Source organism: Mycobacterium toneyamaense (assembly GCF_055384815.1).
The window spans coordinates 3,446,088-3,465,782 of sequence record NZ_AP040333.1; the positions used below are offsets into that span (position 1 = coordinate 3,446,088).

20 protein-coding genes are annotated in these 19,695 nt (G+C 67.3%); 12 read left to right on the top strand and 8 right to left on the bottom strand.

Translation table 11 applies throughout. The features are described 5' to 3' along the window. Positions 1-50 precede the first annotated feature (50 nt). The 4 genes from ACZ5IQ_RS16645 to ACZ5IQ_RS16660 all read left to right on the top strand — a co-directional run bounded on the left by ACZ5IQ_RS16645 (position 51) and on the right by ACZ5IQ_RS16660 (position 4,161). Positions 51-506 carry a hypothetical protein gene (locus tag ACZ5IQ_RS16645; protein ID WP_060999815.1) on the top strand — a complete coding sequence of 152 codons (456 nt, stop codon included), beginning with the start codon at positions 51-53 and terminating at the stop codon, positions 504-506. Positions 507-668: 162 nt separating this feature from the next. Next, complete coding sequence (locus ACZ5IQ_RS16650; protein ID WP_464480036.1) at positions 669-1,526, top strand: metal-dependent hydrolase; 858 nt, start codon at positions 669-671, stop codon at positions 1,524-1,526. 125 nt (positions 1,527-1,651) lie between these two features. Beyond that, entirely contained in the window at positions 1,652-2,965 is a 1,314-nt protein-coding gene (locus ACZ5IQ_RS16655) for an IS256 family transposase (protein ID WP_052536990.1), read from the top strand. Between the two features lie 134 nt (positions 2,966-3,099). Continuing rightward, on the top strand, positions 3,100-4,161 hold the full coding sequence (locus ACZ5IQ_RS16660) for a PDR/VanB family oxidoreductase (protein ID WP_346416265.1): 1,062 nt from the start codon (positions 3,100-3,102) through the stop codon (positions 4,159-4,161). Between the two features lie 155 nt (positions 4,162-4,316). On the opposite strand, the gene ACZ5IQ_RS16665 is transcribed toward ACZ5IQ_RS16660, so the two are convergent. Further along, positions 4,317-5,864 carry an IS1182 family transposase gene (locus ACZ5IQ_RS16665; protein WP_061009594.1) on the bottom strand — a complete coding sequence of 516 codons (1,548 nt, stop codon included), beginning with the start codon at positions 5,862-5,864 and terminating at the stop codon, positions 4,317-4,319. A gap of 90 nt (positions 5,865-5,954) precedes the next feature. Here ACZ5IQ_RS16665 and ACZ5IQ_RS16670 point away from each other — a divergent pair, with 90 nt between their 5' ends. From ACZ5IQ_RS16670 to ACZ5IQ_RS16680, 3 genes are read left to right on the top strand one after another with little or no spacing between them, the layout of a single operon-like run. Beyond that, complete coding sequence (locus ACZ5IQ_RS16670) at positions 5,955-7,271, top strand: serine/threonine-protein kinase (RefSeq protein ID WP_406774841.1); 1,317 nt, start codon at positions 5,955-5,957, stop codon at positions 7,269-7,271. Next, positions 7,271-8,158 (top strand): LLM class F420-dependent oxidoreductase, encoded by an 888-nt coding sequence (locus tag ACZ5IQ_RS16675; protein WP_212814355.1) that lies wholly within the window; start codon positions 7,271-7,273, stop codon positions 8,156-8,158. The genes ACZ5IQ_RS16670 and ACZ5IQ_RS16675 overlap by 1 nt, the downstream gene beginning before the upstream one ends. After that, positions 8,149-8,604, top strand: a complete 456-nt coding sequence (locus ACZ5IQ_RS16680; protein ID WP_212814353.1) for a nuclear transport factor 2 family protein — start codon at positions 8,149-8,151, stop codon at positions 8,602-8,604. Before ACZ5IQ_RS16675 ends, ACZ5IQ_RS16680 begins: the two co-directional genes overlap by 10 nt. A gap of 7 nt (positions 8,605-8,611) precedes the next feature. Here the strand turns inward: ACZ5IQ_RS16680 and ACZ5IQ_RS16685 are convergent, their stop codons facing one another. After that, positions 8,612-9,370: a class I SAM-dependent methyltransferase gene (locus ACZ5IQ_RS16685; RefSeq protein ID WP_212814786.1), complete on the bottom strand. Its 759-nt coding sequence runs from the start codon at positions 9,368-9,370 to the stop codon at positions 8,612-8,614. Between the two features lie 94 nt (positions 9,371-9,464). On the opposite strand from ACZ5IQ_RS16685, the gene ACZ5IQ_RS16690 reads away from it, so the two are divergent. Continuing rightward, positions 9,465-10,259 carry an LmeA family phospholipid-binding protein gene (locus ACZ5IQ_RS16690; RefSeq protein ID WP_244872885.1) on the top strand — a complete coding sequence of 265 codons (795 nt, stop codon included), beginning with the start codon at positions 9,465-9,467 and terminating at the stop codon, positions 10,257-10,259. A 45-nt stretch (positions 10,260-10,304) separates the two neighbouring features. After that, entirely contained in the window at positions 10,305-11,102 is a 798-nt protein-coding gene (locus ACZ5IQ_RS16695; protein ID WP_212814349.1) for an SGNH/GDSL hydrolase family protein, read from the top strand. Here the strand turns inward: ACZ5IQ_RS16695 and ACZ5IQ_RS16700 are convergent. Genes ACZ5IQ_RS16700 through ACZ5IQ_RS16710 form a run of 3 tightly spaced genes read right to left on the bottom strand, consistent with a single transcriptional unit; the run spans position 11,085 to position 12,938 of the window. Further along, positions 11,085-11,459, bottom strand: coding sequence for a DUF732 domain-containing protein (locus ACZ5IQ_RS16700; RefSeq protein ID WP_212814347.1), 375 nt, complete (start codon positions 11,457-11,459; stop codon positions 11,085-11,087). The genes ACZ5IQ_RS16695 and ACZ5IQ_RS16700 overlap by 18 nt on opposite strands. 51 nt (positions 11,460-11,510) lie before the next feature. Beyond that, a complete protein-coding gene (locus ACZ5IQ_RS16705) occupies positions 11,511-12,074 on the bottom strand; it encodes a hypothetical protein (protein ID WP_212814345.1) in 564 nt (187 codons plus the stop codon). A 51-nt stretch (positions 12,075-12,125) separates the two neighbouring features. Next, entirely contained in the window at positions 12,126-12,938 is an 813-nt protein-coding gene (locus ACZ5IQ_RS16710) for a nuclear transport factor 2 family protein (protein ID WP_212814343.1), read from the bottom strand. Positions 12,939-13,033: 95 nt separating this feature from the next. Here ACZ5IQ_RS16710 and ACZ5IQ_RS16715 point away from each other — a divergent pair, with 95 nt between their 5' ends. Then, the gene (locus ACZ5IQ_RS16715; protein ID WP_464481478.1) at positions 13,034-13,447 is read left to right on the top strand and encodes a hypothetical protein; all 414 of its coding nucleotides are present in this window, start codon (positions 13,034-13,036) and stop codon (positions 13,445-13,447) included. Positions 13,448-13,541: 94 nt separating this feature from the next. Next, a complete protein-coding gene (locus ACZ5IQ_RS16720; RefSeq protein WP_212814341.1) occupies positions 13,542-13,964 on the top strand; it encodes a hypothetical protein in 423 nt (140 codons plus the stop codon). Between the two features lie 323 nt (positions 13,965-14,287). Here ACZ5IQ_RS16720 and ACZ5IQ_RS16725 read toward each other — a convergent pair whose 3' ends face one another. Together ACZ5IQ_RS16725 and ACZ5IQ_RS16730 are read right to left on the bottom strand one after the other, a co-directional pair. Continuing rightward, the gene (locus ACZ5IQ_RS16725; protein WP_212814337.1) at positions 14,288-15,691 is read right to left on the bottom strand and encodes an HNH endonuclease signature motif containing protein; all 1,404 of its coding nucleotides are present in this window, start codon (positions 15,689-15,691) and stop codon (positions 14,288-14,290) included. Between the two features lie 164 nt (positions 15,692-15,855). Next, positions 15,856-16,317 (bottom strand): SRPBCC family protein, encoded by a 462-nt coding sequence (locus tag ACZ5IQ_RS16730; RefSeq protein ID WP_212814335.1) that lies wholly within the window; start codon positions 16,315-16,317, stop codon positions 15,856-15,858. A 350-nt stretch (positions 16,318-16,667) separates the two neighbouring features. On the opposite strand from ACZ5IQ_RS16730, the gene ACZ5IQ_RS16735 reads away from it, so the two are divergent. Beyond that, on the top strand, positions 16,668-17,237 hold the full coding sequence (locus tag ACZ5IQ_RS16735; protein WP_212814333.1) for a peptidoglycan endopeptidase: 570 nt from the start codon (positions 16,668-16,670) through the stop codon (positions 17,235-17,237). Between the two features lie 65 nt (positions 17,238-17,302). On the opposite strand, the gene ACZ5IQ_RS16740 is transcribed toward ACZ5IQ_RS16735, so the two are convergent. Then, positions 17,303-19,678, bottom strand: a complete 2,376-nt coding sequence (locus tag ACZ5IQ_RS16740) for an ATP-binding cassette domain-containing protein (RefSeq protein ID WP_212814331.1) — start codon at positions 19,676-19,678, stop codon at positions 17,303-17,305. Positions 19,679-19,695: the final 17 nt, after the last annotated feature.

The window sequence follows — 19,695 nt, forward strand, 5'->3', positions numbered from 1 at the left end:
TTTCTCCGCCCCGCCATCTGCGCTATCTTCGCTGTACTCGAGGAGGTCAGGTGAAGAAGCTGAAGATGCTGACGGCAGGTGCCGTGGCAGCAGGTGCGGTGGCGGTGGGTGCCACCGCGATGTTCGGCTCGTCGGTGGCCGCGTCGGATCCCGGCGGTTCGAACTCCATGAATGTGGTCGGCGAGTCCTATGCGCGCGCCGTCTCGATTCTCAAGAGCCAGGGCGTCAGGGCCACGTTCGGCGGCTCGGTCGGCAGCGATGTGCCGCAGGCGCAGTGCATCGTCGATCAGGAGAAGATGGGCAGCCACGGCCGCGTCATCCTCATGCTGAACTGCACCACCAAGGCCGTCGAGAACGCCTCCGCCGGCGCGCCCGCGGCCGGTGGCGGTGCCCCCGCAGGGGCGCCCGGTGCTCCGAAGGGCCCGAACGTCGGCGCCAACGGCGTGACGACGGTGCAGGCGACGCCTGTCGGCCCGCAGCCGGGCATGTCCATCCCCGGTATGTAACTCTTTGCCGAAACGGCATTCCAGCAGGTCGACACACTGTTTTTGCCTGCTGGGATGCCGTTTCGTCGTCTCGCGGCAAAACCCAGTACCGCCGTTCCCACATAAAACGCTTACACTGAATCCACTTGCAACGATGCTTGAGGATCCGGAGGTAGCTTTTCCATGCTGCAACCACAGCGTTTCGCTCACGAGGTCGACCCGGGTCCGGTGCAGATCCAGGCCCGCAACGTGGCTTTCGAGACCGCGGACAAGCCGATGTCCTGGATTCCCGGCCACCCCGTCGCCTCGCACGTGGTGAATCTGTTGAACATCCTGCTTCCGGCCGGCGAGCGCTGGTTCATCGAGACCTTCAACGAGGCGCTGCCGCTCATCAAGGATCCGAAGCTCGCCGACGACGTCCGTGGCTTCATCGGCCAGGAGGCCATGCACGCCGAGGCGCACGACACCGTCATGAACGACTACCTGGTGAACAGCGGCATGAACGTCACACCGCTGCTCGATCAGGTCGAGTTCGTCTTCGAGGAAATCCTCGCTCCGGCCAAGACCGACGACCCGCGCCGCAAGATGAACAACCTCATCGAGCGGCTGTGGTTCATCGCGGCCGTCGAGCACTACACCGCCGTGCTCGGTGACTTCGTCCTGAACTGCACATGGGACGACCACGACGCCGACCCCGTCATGGTGGACCTGTTCCGCTGGCACGGCGCCGAGGAGGTCGAGCACCGCTCGGTGGCCCACGAGGTCGCCGTGTACTTCCGCAACAGCTACTTCGACCGCATCCGCGCCATGAGCGTGGTGGCGGTCCTGATGTACGTGTTCTTCCAGCGCGGCATGCGGTTCCTGGTCAAGAGCGACCCGCAGCTCAAGCTCGGCTGGTGGAAGTCGCAGCGCCTGCGGATGCGCGACTCGAAGCTGGGGCTCCTGCCGAAGTACCGGAACCTGCTGCTGACCCAGACGCTGGTGTACTTCAAGCCGAACTACAGCCCGGAAGACATGGGCTCGACCGCGCAGGAGCAATGATCAGAACCTGTGGATGAGCCTCGGCGAGGCGGCGTAGGAAAGGGCGCACCTTCCCGAGGATGATCTGAATGTCGAAGGTCTGATCAAGAGCCGGCGTTGGCGCGCTGGTTCGGGAAGGTACGCCCATGCTCACGGTAGTTCACGATGCGGATTCATCCAACGAGGATGCTGGCTCGTCGCGGTCGTTGCTCGATGAGATTGTCCGCGACGGTGCCCGCCAGATGCTGGCCGCAGCGTTGCGGGCTGAGGTCGCCGCCTACATCGAGGCTCATGCCGGTGAGCTTGATGAGAACGGGCACCGGCTGGTGGTGCGCAATGGCTATCACCGCGAGCGCGAGGTGCTCACCGCGGCGGGCGCGGTGAGTGTGACCGCGCCGCGGGTCAATGACAAACGTGTTGACCCGGACACTGGTGAGCGGCAACGGTTTTCCTCGGCGATCCTGCCGGCGTGGGTGCGCAAGTCGCCGCAGATGACCGAGGTGTTGCCGTTGCTGTATCTGCATGGCTTGTCGACCAGTGATTTCGGTCCGGCGTTGGAGCAGTTCCTGGGCTCGGGTGCCGGCTTGTCGGCCACGACGATCACCCGACTCACCACGCAGTGGCAGGACGAGGCCAAGGCCTTCGAGGCCCGTGATCTGTCGGGCACCGACTACGTCTACCTGTGGGTCGACGGCATCCATCTCAAGGTGCGCCTGGAGCAGGAGAAGCTCTGTTTGCTGGTGATGATCGGTGTGCGCGCTGACGGCCGCAAGGAGCTGGTCGCGCTCACCGACGGGTACCGGGAGTCGGCCGAGTCGTGGGCTGATCTGTTGCGGTCGTGCCGACGTCGCGGGATGACCGCACCGGTGCTGGCCGTCGGCGATGGGGCCCTGGGGTTCTGGAAGGCCGTGCGTGAGGTGTTCCCGGCCACCGGCGAGCAGCGGTGCTGGTTTCACAAGCAGGCCAATGTTCTTGCCTGCCTGCCAAAGTCGGCTCATCCGGGGGCGATCGCGGCGATGCGGGAGATCTACAACGCCGAGGATATCGACCACGCGCAGGTGGCGATCAAGGCGTTCGAGGTGGACTACGGCGCCAAGTACCCCAAGGCGGTCGCCAAGATCGTCGATGACGCCGATGTGCTGCTGGAGTTCTATAAGTACCCGGCCGAGCACTGGGTCCATCTGCGCACTACCAACCCGATCGAATCAACGTTTGCCACGGTACGTTTGAGGACCAAGGTGACCAAGGGGCCGGGTTCACGCGTCGCCGGAATGGCCATGGCTTACAAGCTGATCGACGCCGCGCAAGCCCGCTGGCGAGCCGTCAACGCACCGCACCTGGTCGCTCTGGTCCGGGCCGGCGCGATCTTCCACAAAGGCAAACTGCTCGAGCGACCCACCGACATCACCCCGTCGGCGGACTCGGCACCGACCGAATCAACTGGAACGGAGGTCGCCTGAAACAAGCCGATCCACAGGTATTGACAATTCCTCACCGCGCAGGCCGTGGCGTATCTGGCCGCCTCGCCCGCTGCCCGCGCCGCACACCTGTGAGGGCGCGCCGCTTCCGGTCACGTCTGGCGCCGCCCAGCGTGATGGGCCTGTTGCCGCACGACCTGCTGGTGACCGTGGCCGACGCCGTCGTCAGCAGCACGTTCTGGGTATCGACGCGGGTACGCAAGCCCCCGGTACCGGCTGTCGTCGAGCGCACCATCGCGCTGAAGATCGCCGGCCGTGAGGTCGTCGCGCACGACCAGGACGTGGTGGCGTTGACGTTCGTCAGCGCCGACGGGTCGGAACTTCCCCGCTGGCACCCGGGTTCGCATCTCGACATCCACCTGCCCAGCGGTCTGATCCGCCAGTACTCGCTGTGCGGCGATCCCGACGAGCAGGGCGCCTACCGAATTGCCGTGCGGCGCATACCCGATGGCGGCGGTGGCTCCATCGAGGCGCACCAGCTGGCGGTCGGGGACGTGATCACCACCAACGGACCGCGCAACGCCTTCCCGCTGGCGGTGCCCGGCTTCGGGTCGCCGACCCGCACGCTGCGGTTCATCGCCGGCGGTATCGGTATCACGCCGATCCTGCCCATGCTGGCGCGTGCCGAACAGTTCGGCATCGACTGGTCGATGCTGTACGTCGGCCGCAGCCGCGACAGCCTGCCGTTCCTGGACGAGCTGACACGGTTCGGCGACAAGGTGCAGATCCGCACCGACGACGTCGACGGCCTGCCGACGGCCGACGATCTGCTGGGCGACTGCCGGCCGGGCACCTCGGTGTACACGTGCGGCCCGGCGCCGATGCTCAATGCGATCCGTACCCGGCTGGTCGGGGCGGACGACATCGAGCTGCACTTCGAGCGCTTCGCCGCGCCTCCGGTGACCGATGGCCAGGAGTTCAAGGTCGAGGTCGCCTCGACGGGCCAGACCGTTGCCGTCGCGGCCGACGAGACGTTGCTGACGGCGCTGATCAAAGCCGGTGTGCACGCACCGTATTCGTGCCAGCAGGGCTTCTGCGGCACGTGCCGGGTGAAGGTGCTCGCCGGCGCCGTCGACCACAGGGACGGCCTGCTGACCGAGACCGAACGCGAGGCCGGTCAGGCACTGATCTGTGTGTCGCGCGCGCAGGGCGACGGACCGCTGACCCTGGACCTCTAGGAGCCTGCTGAATAAGGCGGTTTTGGGGCGGGGTGCCTCAAGGCGCTCTGTGGCGCGTGTGTGTTGTGAGTCAGACCCGAGGGTCGACAATTCGAGGGTCACCCCGCCGCATTGAGCGTGGCATCTGGTGCCGCGGGTGGCAATGCCCGGTCGTGTCAGGCGATGGCCCAGTGGGTGCCGGTGTGGGTCAGGCCGAGGGTGATCAGCCGGCGCAAGTTGAGGGCGGCGGCGCGGTGGTGCAGCCAGTGGTCGTTTTTGATGGCGCCGCGGTAGCGGACTTTGCGGTTGCCGCGGGTCAGCCAGGCGATGGAGCGTTCCACCATGGGCCGGTGTTGGCGGTACTCGTCCCGCCACCGGGGAGTGCGCGCTGCTGCGCGGGCGGCACGTAGCAGCGGTTCATGCTCGCTGATAGTGAGGTTGCGTCCCCGTGACGCGGTGGTGCACTGGGCCCGTAATGGGCAAGTGCGGCAATGCTTCTCAAATCTCGCGCCACCTTTAGGTGCGATATTGACGGTGTGCCCAGCCGGGCAGGTCACGGTGCGGGCATCGAAATCGATAGCGAAGTCATCGCTGGTGAACCCGCCGGGCACCGGGGCCCGCAACGGCAGCGGTTTGATCACCGCGACATGCTTGAGTTCGGCGAGGGTGGCGCGGGCCGCGCCGGTGCCGTAGGCCGAATCACCGAGCACCCGCACCCCGGCCGGCTCCTCCTGCAGCAGGGCCAGCCCGACGACGGCTTCGTGGTTATCCGGGCCACTGGCTTTGGTCAGAGCGCAGTCGGTGATGATCCCGGTATCGGGTTCGATCGCGATATGGGCCTTGAAGCCGTCCTGCCGCCGGTGCACCGTCTTATGGGCGTGGCGGGCATCAGGATCCACGGTCGAGACGACCCGATCCGGAGCAACGTTCTGGGCGATGCGCCACTGCCCGTCGGTGCCATCAGAGCCTTCGACCGGTTCGACATCCTGCCCGGCGATCAACGCCAACAGCGCCACCGCCTCAGCGGCCCGCGGTCCCAGCTCCTGCTCGGGCAGATGCCCCAGGACCCGATGCGCGTCAGTAACCAGGGCGTCGATGAGCTGATCGCGGGCAGCCTTGTCGTTCCAGGCGATCGCCGGCTTACCCGGGTCGTGGTAATTGTGTGCCGTGCAATGAGTCTCGATCACCTCGGCGGCGCCGGGGACGTCGCGGCCCACGCGGCGGATCGCGGCGATCAACTGGGTCACGGTGTCCTGGGTGGCCACCGCGTCATCGAGGACCGTGGAATCCAATGCCCGCCGAGTCTTGCCCGCCAGTACCGCGGTCTGCGCGACCACCGTTCTGACCGCCTCGAAGATCCGGTTAGGGCGATCAGAGGCCGCCAGCCGGCGCCGCCAGTACGTCAGCGTGGTGGAGTGAAACGCCGGCGCGGTGACCGGCAGCCCGCACGCGGCTTTCCACCGCAGATCGAAGGTGACCGCATCCACCGTCTCGTTGTCGGAGAGCCCGTGCAGGGCCTGCAGCGTGATCACCGAGGCCATCACCTCGGCCGGCACGCTGGGTCGCCCCCGCCGTGACGGGAACAGATCAGCGAACATCTCCTCCGGGAACAGCTCGTGGCGATGAGCGGCCAGGAACGCAAACACGCTGTCGGGCTTCAGAAGATGCCCGGCAACCGATTCGGCATCCAACAACTCACGCTGATCATCAGAGCGACCCTGCACCCACCAATTATCAGCGAAATCCCAGGTCAACCCCGGCCGCCACACCGATTAATTCAGCAGACTCCTAGCCGTCCGGTTTACGATGCCCCAATGCCAATGGCCGAGGGGACCGATTTCGCGGGCTACACCATCGTCCGGTGCCTGGGTTCCGGTGGCATGGGCGAGGTCTACGTCGCCCAGCATCCGCGACTGCCCAGGCAGGACGCGCTCAAGGTGCTGCGTCCCGAGATGTCCACGAATCAGGAGTTCCGCGAGCGGTTCCTGCGTGAGGCGGACCTGACCGCTGCGTTGTCGCATCCGAACATCGTCGGGGTGTACGACCGCGGCGAGTTCGACGGCCAGTTGTGGATCTCGATGGAGTACGTCGACGGCATCGACGTCAGCCGCCTGCTGCGCGGCGCCGGCGGCGTATCCGACGATCAGGCGGTCGCGATCATCAGCGCCGTCGCCGACGCGCTCGACTACGCGCACCAGCACGATCTGCTGCACCGCGACGTCAAGCCGGCCAACATCCTGATCAGTGACACCGATCCGGCGAGCCGCCGAATCAAGTTGGCCGACTTCGGCATTGCGCGGTGCGCCAACGACTCCGCCGGGCTGACCGCGACGAACATGACCGTCGGCACCGTGTTCTACGCCGCTCCGGAGCAGCTGACCGGCAGCGTCATCGACGGCCGCGCCGACCAATATGCGTTGGCGGCCACCGCTTTTCAGCTCTTCACCGGGGCGCCGCCGTTCGAGAACTCCAACGCCGCGGTGATCATCGGCAAGCACCTCAGCGCTCCCCCGCCGTCGCTCTCACAAAGCCGGCCCGATCTCGCCGCCCTGGACCCGGTGCTGGCCAAGGCACTCGCCAAGGATCCCAAGGACCGGTTCGACAAGTGCGCCGATTTCGCCCGCGCCCTCCAGCACGGGCTGGGCGTGACGGGCGCGGATGCCACCATTCTGGCTCCCGCGGCGGCGGACCGGACGCAGGTCCTGCAGCCGGACAAATCCACGCGGTCCCGCCGGTCGCTGATCCTGCCCGTGGTGCTCACGGTGCTGCTGATCGCCGCACTGGTCTTCGCGGCCATCGAGTTCACCCGCGCCAAGGATGAACAGCCGGCACCGCCGCGTCCCGCAGCGACGACCACAACGGCTCCCCCGGCGACCACCACACCGTCGGCCACCGAGGCGCCACCGAGCCCGACATCGGCCGTCGCGCCCACCGAGCCTCCCGCCGAGCCGACCGAGGCGACGGTCACCAGCACGGTCACGGTCGAGACCACCACGCCGCCGACCACCCCGACCACCACCGAAGCGCCTGCGCCAGAACAGGAGACGCCGATCCGCGAATGCATGGACCGGACCGGGATGACACGGCTGCAGTGCTGGGAAGAGATTCGCCGCGGCGAGCGGAGGCGCTGATGTCACCCAAGTTCGCCGTGGTCGCACCGGTCGCGGCCGGAGTCACCGCCGATCCGGTCTGGATGACGCAGTTCGCCCGCCACCTGGAGAGCTGTGGCTTCGAATCCATTGTGGCCGTGGAACATACGGTGCTGCTCACCGAGTACTCGAGCGTGTATCCCTACGACGCCTCGGGCCGCGTGGAGATTCCCGCCGACTGTGCGGTCCCGGATCCACTGGAACTGCTGGCTTTCCTCGCCGGGCAGACGAGCACACTGGGCCTGGCGACGGGCGTGCTGGTGCTGCCGAACCATCACCCGGTGGTGTTGGCCAAGCGCGTCGCCACCTTGAACGCCTTGTCCGGCGGTCGTGTTCGCCTGGCCGTCGGCATGGGCTGGCTGCGCGAGGAGATCGAGGCGTGCGGGGCCCCGTTCGACGCCCGTGGCCGCCGCGCCGACGAGCAGATCGACGTATTGCGGCTGCTGTGGTCGGATCAGCCGGACGGCGTCACCCATTCCGGCGAGTTCTTCGAATTCGCCCATGCCGCTTGCTATCCCAAGCCGGTTTCGCCGATCCCGATCCACATCGGCGGGCACAGCCGGGCCGCGGCCCGCCGCGCCGGCCAGCGCGGTGACGGCTTGCAGCCGCTCGGCGTCGCGGGCGCGGAACTGTCGGCGTTGATCGCGCTGATGCGGGAGTCGGCCGAGCGGACCGGCCGGGACCCCGACGCCCTCGAACTCTCCCTCGGACACCTGGTGCCCAAGGTCGACGCCGATCGTGCCGGCCGGCTCGCGGAGCTCGGCGCCGACCGCATCGTGCTGGCGATGCCGCCCGTCACCGACATCGACGAGGCCAGGGACATGTTGTCGGCGTGCGCCGAACGGCTCGGGCTCACACCGTGCCGCTGACAGTGGCCGACCGGCTGGCGCTGACCGACCTGGTGCACCGCTACGCCGCGGCCGTCGACGACCGCCGGTTCGACGATGTCGTCGAACTCTTCACCAGCACAGCGGAATTGGTCCTCCCGGACCCGCCCCGATCGCTGGACCCGATACGGCCCGAGCACGGGCCAGACGGGGTCCGGGCCGCGATGGCCGCCCTGTCGGGCGTCGTCCGCACCCAGCACGAGATCGTCGGTGAGGTCTACACCGACGCCACCGACCACGCTCGTGGCCGCATCACGTGCGTCGCCCACCACTGGACCCGCGGCGCCGACTCGGACGTCACCGATCTGGTGTGGCACCTGCGGTACGACGACGAGTACGCCCCGACCGGCGACGGCTGGCGCATCCGGCGCCGCGCCCTGACGCTCAACGCCATCGAGACCCGGCCCGTCCGCCGCCTCCGGGACTAGCCGTCGTCTACGCCGGCTGCGCCACGATCAGCAGCGTGTCTCCGCCGACCTGCACGCCGCCGTCGCCGATCACCGCCGCCAGCCGAGCCCGCAGCTCGGCGGCCCGGTCGGCGGGCAGCACCAGGTGGTTGGAGTAGGTGAACACGAGGTCCAGCCACTGCTCGCGGGTGTACTGCTCACCGCGGGCGTAGGTCAGCTGCTGCACGGCGAATCCGGCGGTCTCCAGGTCGGCCACCACGTCGGCGCTGTCCATGCCCGAGCCGGTCCCGCCGGTGGGGGTCCCGGTCACCAAAGGTGAAGCGGCATCGAGGAAGTCGCGGTACACCTCCGCGAAATCCTGGCGCGACGGCTGCACCGGGAACAGCCGGTTCCACGCCAGCGCCAGCCGGCCGCCCGGGGCGAGCAACCGGCGAATCTTCGGCAGCGCCGCCGCCGGGTCGACCCAGTGGAACGACTGGGCGAACAGGACCACGTCGAAGGTCCGGCCGGCGTCGTCCCAGTCCTCGAAAGTGGCCACCTCGACGGTGACGCCGTGCTCGGCGGCGATCTCGGCCATCCTCGGATCCGGTTCCAGCGCAACCAGTTCCGCCCCGCGGGCGATCAGCTGCCGGGACGCGATCCCGGTTCCGGCGCCGACGTCGAGCACCCGGACCGAACCGGTCCCGACCAGTTCGTCGAGCATGGCCTCCGGGTAGCGGGGCCGGTGCCGGTCATACGACCGGGCGGCACCGCCGAACGAATCAGCTCGGTCACGCTGCCGGTACAGCTCATCAGACTCAGCCACGACTCGACGCTACCGGGAGCCCGTTCCCCGGATGCCGAGTGGTGCACCGGCGGCAGCTACGGGCATGCTGGACCCCATGACGCGTCCGCCGCGCCGGTGGGACCCGCTCCGACCGCTCGATCTGTTCACCTCGGTGGTGTCGACCGCCGCGGTGCTGCCGGTGAGCACCGGGGCGGCCGCGGCCTATCGGACGGCGTTGCTGACGGTGCGGCCGCTGGTGGTCGGGCGCCGGATCACCGTCCGCATGAGCACCAGCGACCTGGCCTTCACCGTGACCAAGTTCGATTCCCGGTGGGATGCCGGCATCTTCGCCGTCGGCCACATCGGCACGGTCAACATCGCCGCGGACAAGGTGAAATGGGCGGGAACCGAACTGAATTCGGTCTCGGCGAAGCTGAACAACCTGCACATCCGGCCCTCGGTGCCACCGATGTTGGCAGCCACTCCCGTCGAGGTGACGTTGGAGGTGCCGTCCGACTCGCTCGACGAGCTGATCCGGGCCGCCGAACCGCGTGTGCGCACCGAGATCGGCGACGACGGGGTCACCCGAATCCGGTTGTCGCGCTTCCGCTCCGGGGTCATCGAGGTCGATCCTCACCTGCACGGCAAGACGTTGTGGCTCAAGCCCCGTGGCCTGACGCTGGGCGCCGCCCGGGTCCCGGTGCCCGGACTCGCCCCGGCGTACCCGGTGCGGCTGCCCGAGCTGCCGTACGGCATGACCCTGACCTCGGTGGAGGTCGGTCCGGGCGTCGTACGTGTCGGTGCGACACTGCCGGAATGGCGGTTCGACCTGCCGCGCGCCGTCCTGGACGAGCTGATCAACCAACTCAGTGTGGTGGGCCGGCCGCTCGACGTGATCTGGCCAGGCTGATCCGCTGCGCTGAAGATCCGCCGATCCTTCACTACAGTCACGGTCGTGACCATCGGCTACTCCCGATACGTCGCGCTCGGCGACAGCCAGACCGAGGGCCTGTTGGATGGCGACGACAACACCGGCATCCACGGTTTCGCCGACCGCCTGGCCTGGCGACTCAACGCATTACAGCCTGGACTCCAATACGCGAACCTCGCGGTGCGGGGCCGTCGGATCAGTGACGTACTGGACCGGCAGCTGCCGCTGGCCCGGGACATGAACCCCGACCTGATCACCAGCTGCATCGGGATGAACGACGTCACGCGGCCGGTGCGCAGCTTCGACAAGGCGCTCGAGGACATGCGGCGCGTGCATACCGAACTCGCCGCCACCGGCGCGACCGTGGTCACGACGACGTTTCCCGACATCGCCCGCATCCTGCCGGTGGGACGGGTGCTCAGCGGCCGGCTGCGCCGCATCAATGAGGTGATCCGGGCCGACTCGACCCGTTTCGGATTCCGGCTGGTCGACCTGTCGACGGCCACCTCGATGCTGGACCCCGCGACCTGGGCCGTCGACCGGGTGCACGGCTCCCCGCACGGCCATCAACTGTTCGCCGACGCCGCCGCCGAGGCGCTGGAGTTGCCCGGCAGCGATCACCGCTGGGCCGAGGTCGAGGGTGAACTCGTCCTGCCGCGACTGCGCGAGCGCATGTATTCGCAGCTGATGTGGGCCCAGAACATGCTGATGCCGTGGGTGTGGCGGCACACGCTGGGCAGTTCTCGAGGTAAGGGGCTCGAGCCGAAGCGCCCGGTGCTGGCGCCGCTCGACGCCAGCCCGGCGTTATCCGAGGCCGAGTAGTCCGAGCGGCAGCGGCGATTCACCGCGTCCGAGCGCACCGACGACGCCCGGGCAGAACGACGAGATCGCGAAGCCGGTGAACATCGTGGCCGGGCCCAGCGACATGCCCGAGGTGTCGGCGACCTTGGCCGCCGCGTCGGCCAGGGTCTGGCCGGGCTGCGCGAGCATCGGGCACACCGACTGGCCCAGCGCGACCGGATCAGACCCGTTCGGCAGCATCATGTCGGCGTTGCTGAGCGCGTTGTTGAAGGCATCGACGCCCGCATCTGCGCTGGCCGGAGCGGCCACGACGAGGCTGCCCACGATTCCGACGGTGGTAGCTGCAATTGCGATGGCGGCGCCGAATGTGCTCTTCATGATGTCCTCATCATAGGGGAAGCAGGTTGCCGCTACCGCCTCGCGGCCGTCTCAGACGCCCGTCCAGGCGCTTGCAATCCGGGTTCCGATGTCGATGACCTTGGCATCTGCGCTGTTGATCTCGCCTGCCACATGCTGGGCGATGAAGCGCCGGATCTCGCCGTCGACGTTGGCAACGATGCGCAACAGCTCCGCCCGGATCGATGACGACGTCACGTGGATGGCGATGTCCGACGACCGTGGCGTCTTGACGTCGATGACGAGGAGCAGCGGGTGGGCGGCCCGCGCGGTCGCGGTCAGGTTGATCTCGCCGAACACCATGAACCGGGGCCGGTCGATGCGCAGGTCCAGCGTCATGTCGATTTCCAGCGGGATGCGGATTGCGAAGGTGATTTCTTCACCGAGCGTCCTGGCCACCACGGGGTGTTTGATCTGCACGCGCGCGGTGACCTTCGCGAGCCCGCCGGGGCCCTGGGCGATGGGACCCATGTCGAAGGCTTCACCGGCGATGCCGCCGATCGCGTCCGCGACACGTTCCTCGCTGACCGCGACCTCGAAGAATCGTCGACCGAATTCCTCGTAGGACATGTATTCGTGTTGTGGTTGCACTGGCATGGTGTGACTACGTTCTCATGTCGGGGACGGAAGCAGCGGCAACTGGCGGCTTCATTCGGCAAAGAGTCGCAGGCCGACGATGCCCCGGCCCCCGATACCCAGCTCCGCGATGACCACACCGCGGTAGCCGTCCCGTCGGACGCCGGCCAGGACGTACCGGCCTGCGGCAATGACCTTCTGCACGCGCGTTCCGGCGAGTTCTTCGACCAGTTCGGACACGCTGAGCCGGGCGTCAGGGCCGCGGGTGATCTGCACCGGCTCACTGAGCCGGCGCTTGACCGCCAGCTCGTCGCCCGTCGCGGCATCGGCCAGCAGCCCCGTCAACGCACGCTTTGCTCTTGTCCCTCCGGTGCGCAGCCCGCCGAGAAAACCCACCGCGCCGCCGGGGCCCTGGTTGCGCAACAGCGCCGCCGAGAGCCCCAAACCCGCCGGCAGCGCCGCGGCGCCGCACCGGACGAACTGCACGACCATGCCCGGCAGCTCCCAAAATGCTTGCAGCCGAGAAATTTTCAGCGACGCGTCGGAGCCCTCTGCCACCACGTCGTACTGCAGATAGACCGGGATGCGCAGCTGCACCTGGGTGCCCATGTGCACTTCGAGCTCGAGGTCACGCACGACGGTGTTGCCGAGCACGATGTCGGCGTCGCGGTGGAACACGATGGTGCGCGGCCCGATGAAGGTGTCGTAGAACTGTGCGATGGCACGGTGACCGACGTGCGGCCGGGAACCGGCAGGGTCCTCGACGCGTCCGTCGGCGCTGAACAAATCCACCCAGGCCGCCTTGTCGTGCGCTGCCGTGGCGGCAGGCGAGCGCTCGACGGTGGCCAGGAGGTCGTCGCGGGTCGGCGATTGTGGTACCGGCATGTCTCCATCGTCCACCACCGCCGAGTTCGGCTGCGAGGGGATGGCCTGTCGGATCGTCGTGGCAGATGTCGCCGATGTCGCGCACACTGGTCGGTATGAGCAACAACGGCCCGTTCGGCATCGATCCGGAAGAGTTCGATCGCGTCCTGCGCGAGACGGGCGAGGGCATCCGGGGCGTATTCGACCGCCTCGGCCGCGGTGCCGCCTGGGCCAACGTGGTGAACGACCTGACCCGGACGCCGCGGCACGCGACGCAGCCCGAGACCACCGGCGACACCGGCGACGGCGTGTGGGTGGTGTACACCGTCGCCGCGGACGGCGGAGCGCACGTCGAAGAGGTCTACCCCTCCGAACTGGAGGCCCTGCGGGCCAACAAGAACAACACCGACCCGTCCCGAAAGGTCAGGTTCCTGCCCTACGGCATCGGGGTGAGCGTGCTGGACGCGCCTGAACAGGCCAGCGCACCGCAGCGTGACGACGATCAGACGGCGGGGCACGAACCCCGCTGATATTGACCTGCCGACTATATCCCCGGCGACGCGGCTGACACGCTACGCTTTGCCACATTGTCGTGTGGCAGTAGTGCGAGGGGAGATGACCAGGATGTTTCGGGTACTGACGGTGGCCGCAGCGATCGCCGGAACCGCCATCGGGCTGGCACCCTTCGCGAGCGCCGATCCGGCGCTGGGCGGCAGCGACGATCCCGGCCGCTACCCCACTGACGTCCCCGGCATGAACTACCAGGCCGTCAACGGCGCGCCGTGCGACAACCACGACATCTTCATCTTCGGCCGCGGTCCGGGCGGCGCATCCATGGCCTGCCACTGGATTCCCAACCAGTGGCCGCCCGTCGACACCGGATTCTGGGGCTACTCCTATGCGATCCAGGGCGTCAAGGACATCGGTTCTCCGTGCCCGGGCCCGCAGACCGCGGCGCAGGCTCCTGACGGCCGACCGCTGCTGTGCCTGGGAGCGCAGGGCTGGCAGCCCGGCTTCAAGACCGGCGACGGGTTCTTCCCGAGCTGATCCCCACACTGCACCGCGAGCCGCTGGCCGGGTGTCGACATTCGTCACTGGCGGTAGTGCGCATTCAATTCGTTTGCAGCGCAGCACTTTCGCCTTCCATGGTTGTGGGTCACCGGTAGCCTCAAGTGCCGCGGTCGCTGACCGCCATCGCTGCCGACCGCCGTCGCTGCGATCCGCCGCGCTGCTGACCGTCATCGCCGCGACCCGCACCGCGCCCCGATCCCGCCTTCTGTTTCGGACCAGCCGACCGATTCGAACGGACGGCCGATATTCGCCCATAGGACATCGCCGGTGAGGCTGGGTTGCCGCATCGGGGCGTCGTATCAGGTTGCGGGACTGTCTGTTTCACCATCGGAATCTCCGCTCTCGGGCGGGTAGAGCGTGGGGTGGTGGTAGTGGTTGGTTCGTGGTTGGCCGACGTCGAGCAGGGGTGGTGGGGTCCATTGGGTGCGACCGTCGGGGCCCATGGTGGTGTGCCAGCCGCCGGTGTCGACCAGACGGTTGTCGCGGCCGCAGGCCAGGGTGAGGTTGGTGATGTCGGTGGGGCCGTCGTCGCGCCAGTTGGTGTTGACGTGATGAGCCTGCGAGCGCGAGGCGGGGGCGATGCAGTTGGGGCGGGTGCAGCCGTGGTCGCGGGCGAACAACGCCAGGCGTTGGGCTGTACTGGCGGTTCTCGCTGCCCGGCCCAAGTAGAGCGGTTGGCCGGTGTGCTCATCGAACACCGCCAGGTAGTTGTCCGAGCCCTGGGCTGCCATCCGCACCAGATCCTTCACCAGGAGCTTGGTACCGGTGTGGGTGAGCGCCATCCCGGCGCGCTTTTCCAGCTCGGTGACGGTGCAGGTGGCGACCACCGCGACGGGGAACCCGTTGTGCACCCCGGAGGTTCCGGTGGCCAGCATCATCCGGCCCACGAATTTGAAGGCGTCGTACTGCCGCTGCGCCACAGTCCTTGTGTCGTTGTCGATCTGCTCCTGCGTCGGGGTCCCGGAGAAGCAGGGTTCCGGATCGGCCGGGTTGCACATGCCCGGGGCGGCGTACTTGTCGAACAACACCTCCCAGTAAGCCCGCCCTTCCGGATCGAGTTGAGCGGTGACGTCGGTACGCCCGTCAGGCCGCTGCTTACCCATCACGAACGACCGCTTCGGATCCGGCTCATCGTCGTTGGGTTCGGGCCCATCCTGATCCAGCTTGTACAACAAATCCGCCGCGACTTTGCGGAGGTCTTCGGGGGTTTTGACCCGGGCATCGGCCACCAGATCCGTCTCGCACTGCAACAACGTGACCGGGTCGGCCGCCCACAACGGCACCTTGCCGAAAAACCAGGCGATCACCTGCACGTGCTCACTATTGATCGCACCCTCGGCCAACGCGGCGGCCACCAGTTCCCACACCGGACCCAACGCCTCGCCCGTGATCGCCGAGCGCGGACCCAAATTATCCGTGTCCCGCACCCTCCGGCGGGCCTCCTCCCGGCTGATCCGCAACCGCACATGCAACACCTCAGGCCAATCCTTGGCCCCGATCCCCTTGGCGGTGGCCTGGGTTTGTGCCGCGGCCAGGATCTGATGGTCGACCGCCTCGGCCGCGCACTTCAGGGTTTCGCGGCGGGACTGCAGCTCCAACAGGACTTTGATGGGCAACCCGCTGTAGTCCAGGCCGTTGACCGTGGCGATCGCATCCTCAAGCGCCGCGTAGGCGTTGAGGACAGTAGCGGAGTCGATGGCCATACTCGAACATTAGTTCGAATCACCGACAAGGCGCTGTGACGAATGGGCCACTAGTTACCTCCTGCAACCAGCGCTAACAAAGTGACCAAAGTTTTTTCGAGAGCGTCGCCGGTAAGGCAAGGAAACCCGGCCATCCAGCGCGGCACCCCATCCGGCAGCCTGGATCAGCCCAAGCTTTTCTCAAAATGACGCCGAATGGCAGCGAGCATCGCCGCGTGCGCCTTCTCCGCCTGCGCAGCAGTGAAAGCCATGAACGGAGAAGGTGCCTCTATATCCACTACCTCGGTGAGAGCGGTGCCTGCGCCGGCAGGCGCGAAGGTGACGGTGCCACTGAGCCGCACGGACGGAAATTGGCGCGCCTCGGTGTGCACGACGCCGTCGGGCGCGATCAGCACCGTGGCCCGGTAGGTCACGCGCAGACTCAACGGGCCGAATGGGATGCGATCCCGCACCCGATAGTCACGGCGGCGGCCCCGCACATCCTGCTGATCGGCCAGACAGTCCACCGCCACCACGAGCGGATGAACCAGCTTCATATTCGCCAGATCTGTATAGAAGGTGCGGACTTCGTCGGGCGTCCCCGGCACCTCTTCCCTGAGTTCGAACCGGGACCGCGACAGCCACATCGACCCACCGTAACTTGACCGTTTCAGATGGTCAGCCAGTATCCGCCGAATCGGCGGCATGAGCTGCCCGACAGGACGTCGAAACCGACGCAAAAGCCGCGCAGAGGCCGGTCACGCCGGTCTCGGAATTAGCTGGTCACGACCTCGCAACGACCGTCACGACCTTGCATTTGCGCAAAAGCTGTGTATGGCAGTATGTTTTGCGCATTCACCTGCGAAGACGTGAAATCGCTTCTGCCCCAAACGATGCGAATACACACCGATGTAACGCACACCACAGGATTCGCGAAACGTGATGGCAGACACAGTATTTTGACCGTCGCGATTTTCCGTTGCTAGCGTTCATCGCCATGTTTGCTATTGCGACCGCCTCGCTGCTGGCTTTGGTCAACCAGGTTTCGGGTACGCCGTACGTCTCCGGCGGAGACACGGCACGCGGCACTGACTGCTCCGGACTGGCCTCCTGGGTGGCCAACGCGGCCACCGGCCGCCCCATCTACGGCAACCGGTTCAACACCGGCAACGAAGAGGCCGCACTGCGGGCTCGTGGCTTCCTGCCCGGCACCGCGCCCGGCGCCCTGAACATCGGCTGGAACGGCGGCCACACGGCCGTGACGCTGCCGGACGGCACTCCGGTGTCCAGCGGTGAGGGCGGTGGCGTCCGCATCGGTGGCGGCGGCGCCTTCCAGCGCCAGTTCACCCACCACATGCACCTGCCGATGGCCCCGGGTGAGGACATCCCCGCCGACCTGCCTCTCGACGGCCCGCTGGACGCGCCCCTGGCGCCTCCGGCCGACCCGGCCGACCTCCCGGCCCCGGAAATCATCGAGGCGGCCAACTTCGCGCCCGCTCCCGAGGCCCCGGCGCCGGCCCCCGAGGCGCCTGCCCCGGCTCCTGAGGGCCCGGAGATGCCCGTCTAACCGTTCGACGACCCCTCTGTTTCACAGTCAGGGCTGCCACCGCTCAGCGATGGCAGCCCTGACTGCTATCTGACGTCTTCGGCAAGGTGGGTTCCGGTCAGGGTGTTCCCGGCCGCGACCAGGTCGGCCGGAGAACCCTCGAAGATGACCCGGCCGCCGTCGTGACCTGCGCCGGGACCCAGGTCGATGATCCAGTCGGCGTGCGCCATGACGGCCTGGTGATGTTCGATGACGAGGACCGACTTGCCGCCGTCGACGATCCGGTCCAAGAGCGCGAGCAGTTGCTCGACGTCCGCCAGGTGCAGGCCGGTGGTCGGCTCGTCGAGGATGTAGATGTCGCCCTTCTCCCCCATCTGCGTGGCGAGCTTGAGTCGTTGTCGCTCCCCGCCGGACAGTGTGGTCAGCGGCTGCCCGAGCGTGAGGTAGCCCAGCCCGACGTCCACCATCCGGGCGAGGATTTTCTGTGCGGCCGGCACTTTCGCGTCACCGTCGGAGAAGAACTGCTCGGCCTCGGCGACGGGCATGGCGAGCACTTCGGCGATGTTCTGCCCGCCCAGGGTGTATTCGAGCACCGAGGCCCCGAACCGCCGGCCTTCGCACTCTTCACAGCGCGACTCGACGGTCGCCATCACTCCCAGGTCGGTGTAGATGACTCCGGCTCCGTTGCATGCCGGGCAGGCGCCTTCCGAATTCGAGCTGAACAGTGCGGGTTTGACGTCGTTGGCCTTGGCGAACGCCTTGCGGATGTGGTCGAGCAGTCCGGTATAGGTGGCCGGGTTGCTGCGTCGCGATCCCCGGATCGGCGCCTGGTCGATGGTGACGACGCCGTCGCGCCCGGCCACCGACCCGTCGATCAGGGAGCTCTTGCCCGAGCCCGCCACGCCCGTGATCACGGCGAGCACGCCGAGCGGGATGTCCACGTCGACGTCCTGCAGATTGTTGGTGTTTGCGCCACGAATCTCCAACGCCCCGTTGGCTTCTCGCACCGACTCCTTCAGCGCCGCCCGGTCGTCGAGATGCCGTCCGGTGATACTGCCGCTACCGCGCAGCCCCTTCACCGTGCCTTCGTAAACCACCTGGCCGCCACCCGAGCCCGCCTCGGGACCGAGGTCCACCACGTGGTCGGCGATGGCGATCACTTCCGGCTTGTGTTCGACGACCAGCACGGTGTTTCCCTTGTCCCGCAGCTGAATCAACAGGTCGTTCATGCGGGTGATGTCGTGCGGATGCAGTCCGATGGTCGGCTCGTCGAACACGTAGGTGACGTCGGTCAGGGCCGAGCCGAGGTGGCGAATCATCTTGACCCGCTGCGCTTCTCCGCCGGAGAGTGTGCCGGCGGGGCGCGCCAGGGAGAGGTAGCCCAGACCGATCGCGACAAACGAGTCGAGCGTGTGCCGCAATGTCGCCAACAGGGGCGCCACGCCGGCGCCGAGGCGCTTGTCGTCGGCCAGCGCCCCGACCCACTCCGCGAGGTCGGTGATCTGCATGGCGCAGGCCTCGGCGATGTTGACGCCCTTGATCTTTGACGAGCGAGCCAGCTCCGACAACCGGGTGCCGTCGCACTCGGGACAAGTCGTGAACGTCACCGCCCGCTCGACGAACGCCCGGATATGGGGCTGCATCGCCTCGACGTCCTTGCTCAGGAACGATTTCTTGATCTGCGGGATCAGCCCCAGGTAGGTGAGGTTGACGCCGTCGACCTTGATCTTGGTCGCCTCCTTGTGCAGCAGGGCGTCCAGTTCCTTCTTGGTGAACTTCTTGATCGGCTTGTCGGGGTCGAAGAAGCCGCAGCCGTTGAAGATTCGGCCGTACCAGCCGTCGATGCTGAAGCCGGGAATGGTGATGGCGCCCTCGTTGATCGACTTGCTGTCGTCGTACAGCGCGGTGAGATCGATGTCGTTGACGGCGCCACGACCCTCACACCGCAGACACATACCGCCCACGATGTTGAAGTCGCGACGCTCTTTGACGGTGCGTCCGGCGCGCTCCATGGTCACCGCCCCGGCCCCGCTGATCGAGGCGACGTTGAACGAGAACGCCTGCGGCGAGCCGATGTTCGGTTCACCGATCCGGCTGAACAGGATCCGGAGCAGCGCACCGGTGTCGGTGGCGGTGCCGACCGTGGAGCGTGGGTCGGAGCCCATCCGCTCCTGGTCGACGATGATCGCGGTCGTCAAACCCTCGAGCACGTCGACGTCGGGGCGGGCCTGCGACGGCATGAAGCCCTGCACGAATGCGCTGTAGGTCTCGTTGATCAGCCGCTGCGATTCGGCGGCGATGGTGTCGAACACCAGCGAGCTCTTGCCGGAGCCGGACACCCCGGTGAACACCGTCAGCCGCCGCTTGGGGATCTCGACGCTGATGTCCTTGAGGTTGTTCTCCCGGGCACCGACCACGCGGATGAGGTCATGGCTGTCAGCGGCATGCGTTCTGCTGGGCATACCCACACGCTAACCGG

Excerpts from the sequence above, each read along its gene's own strand:
- ACZ5IQ_RS16710 (WP_212814343.1), bottom strand. The coding sequence starts at position 12,938 with ATGCCGGTACCACAATCGCCGACCCGCGACGACCTCCTGGCCACCGTC.
- ACZ5IQ_RS16705 (WP_212814345.1), bottom strand. The coding sequence starts at position 12,074 with ATGCCAGTGCAACCACAACACGAATACATGTCCTACGAGGAATTCGGT.
- ACZ5IQ_RS16700 (WP_212814347.1), bottom strand. The coding sequence starts at position 11,459 with ATGAAGAGCACATTCGGCGCCGCCATCGCAATTGCAGCTACCACCGTC.
- ACZ5IQ_RS16735 (WP_212814333.1), top strand. The coding sequence starts at position 16,668 with ATGTTTGCTATTGCGACCGCCTCGCTGCTGGCTTTGGTCAACCAGGTT.
- ACZ5IQ_RS16650 (WP_464480036.1), top strand. The coding sequence starts at position 669 with ATGCTGCAACCACAGCGTTTCGCTCACGAGGTCGACCCGGGTCCGGTG.
- ACZ5IQ_RS16720 (WP_212814341.1), top strand. The coding sequence starts at position 13,542 with ATGTTTCGGGTACTGACGGTGGCCGCAGCGATCGCCGGAACCGCCATC.
- ACZ5IQ_RS16740 (WP_212814331.1), bottom strand. The coding sequence starts at position 19,678 with ATGCCCAGCAGAACGCATGCCGCTGACAGCCATGACCTCATCCGCGTG.
- ACZ5IQ_RS16690 (WP_244872885.1), top strand. The coding sequence starts at position 9,465 with ATGACGCGTCCGCCGCGCCGGTGGGACCCGCTCCGACCGCTCGATCTG.
- ACZ5IQ_RS16715 (WP_464481478.1), top strand. The coding sequence starts at position 13,034 with ATGAGCAACAACGGCCCGTTCGGCATCGATCCGGAAGAGTTCGATCGC.
- ACZ5IQ_RS16675 (WP_212814355.1), top strand. The coding sequence starts at position 7,271 with ATGTCACCCAAGTTCGCCGTGGTCGCACCGGTCGCGGCCGGAGTCACC.
- ACZ5IQ_RS16655 (WP_052536990.1), top strand. The coding sequence starts at position 1,652 with ATGCTCACGGTAGTTCACGATGCGGATTCATCCAACGAGGATGCTGGC.
- ACZ5IQ_RS16725 (WP_212814337.1), bottom strand. The coding sequence starts at position 15,691 with ATGGCCATCGACTCCGCTACTGTCCTCAACGCCTACGCGGCGCTTGAG.
- ACZ5IQ_RS16730 (WP_212814335.1), bottom strand. The coding sequence starts at position 16,317 with ATGTGGCTGTCGCGGTCCCGGTTCGAACTCAGGGAAGAGGTGCCGGGG.
- ACZ5IQ_RS16660 (WP_346416265.1), top strand. The coding sequence starts at position 3,100 with ATGGGCCTGTTGCCGCACGACCTGCTGGTGACCGTGGCCGACGCCGTC.
- ACZ5IQ_RS16670 (WP_406774841.1), top strand. The coding sequence starts at position 5,955 with ATGCCAATGGCCGAGGGGACCGATTTCGCGGGCTACACCATCGTCCGG.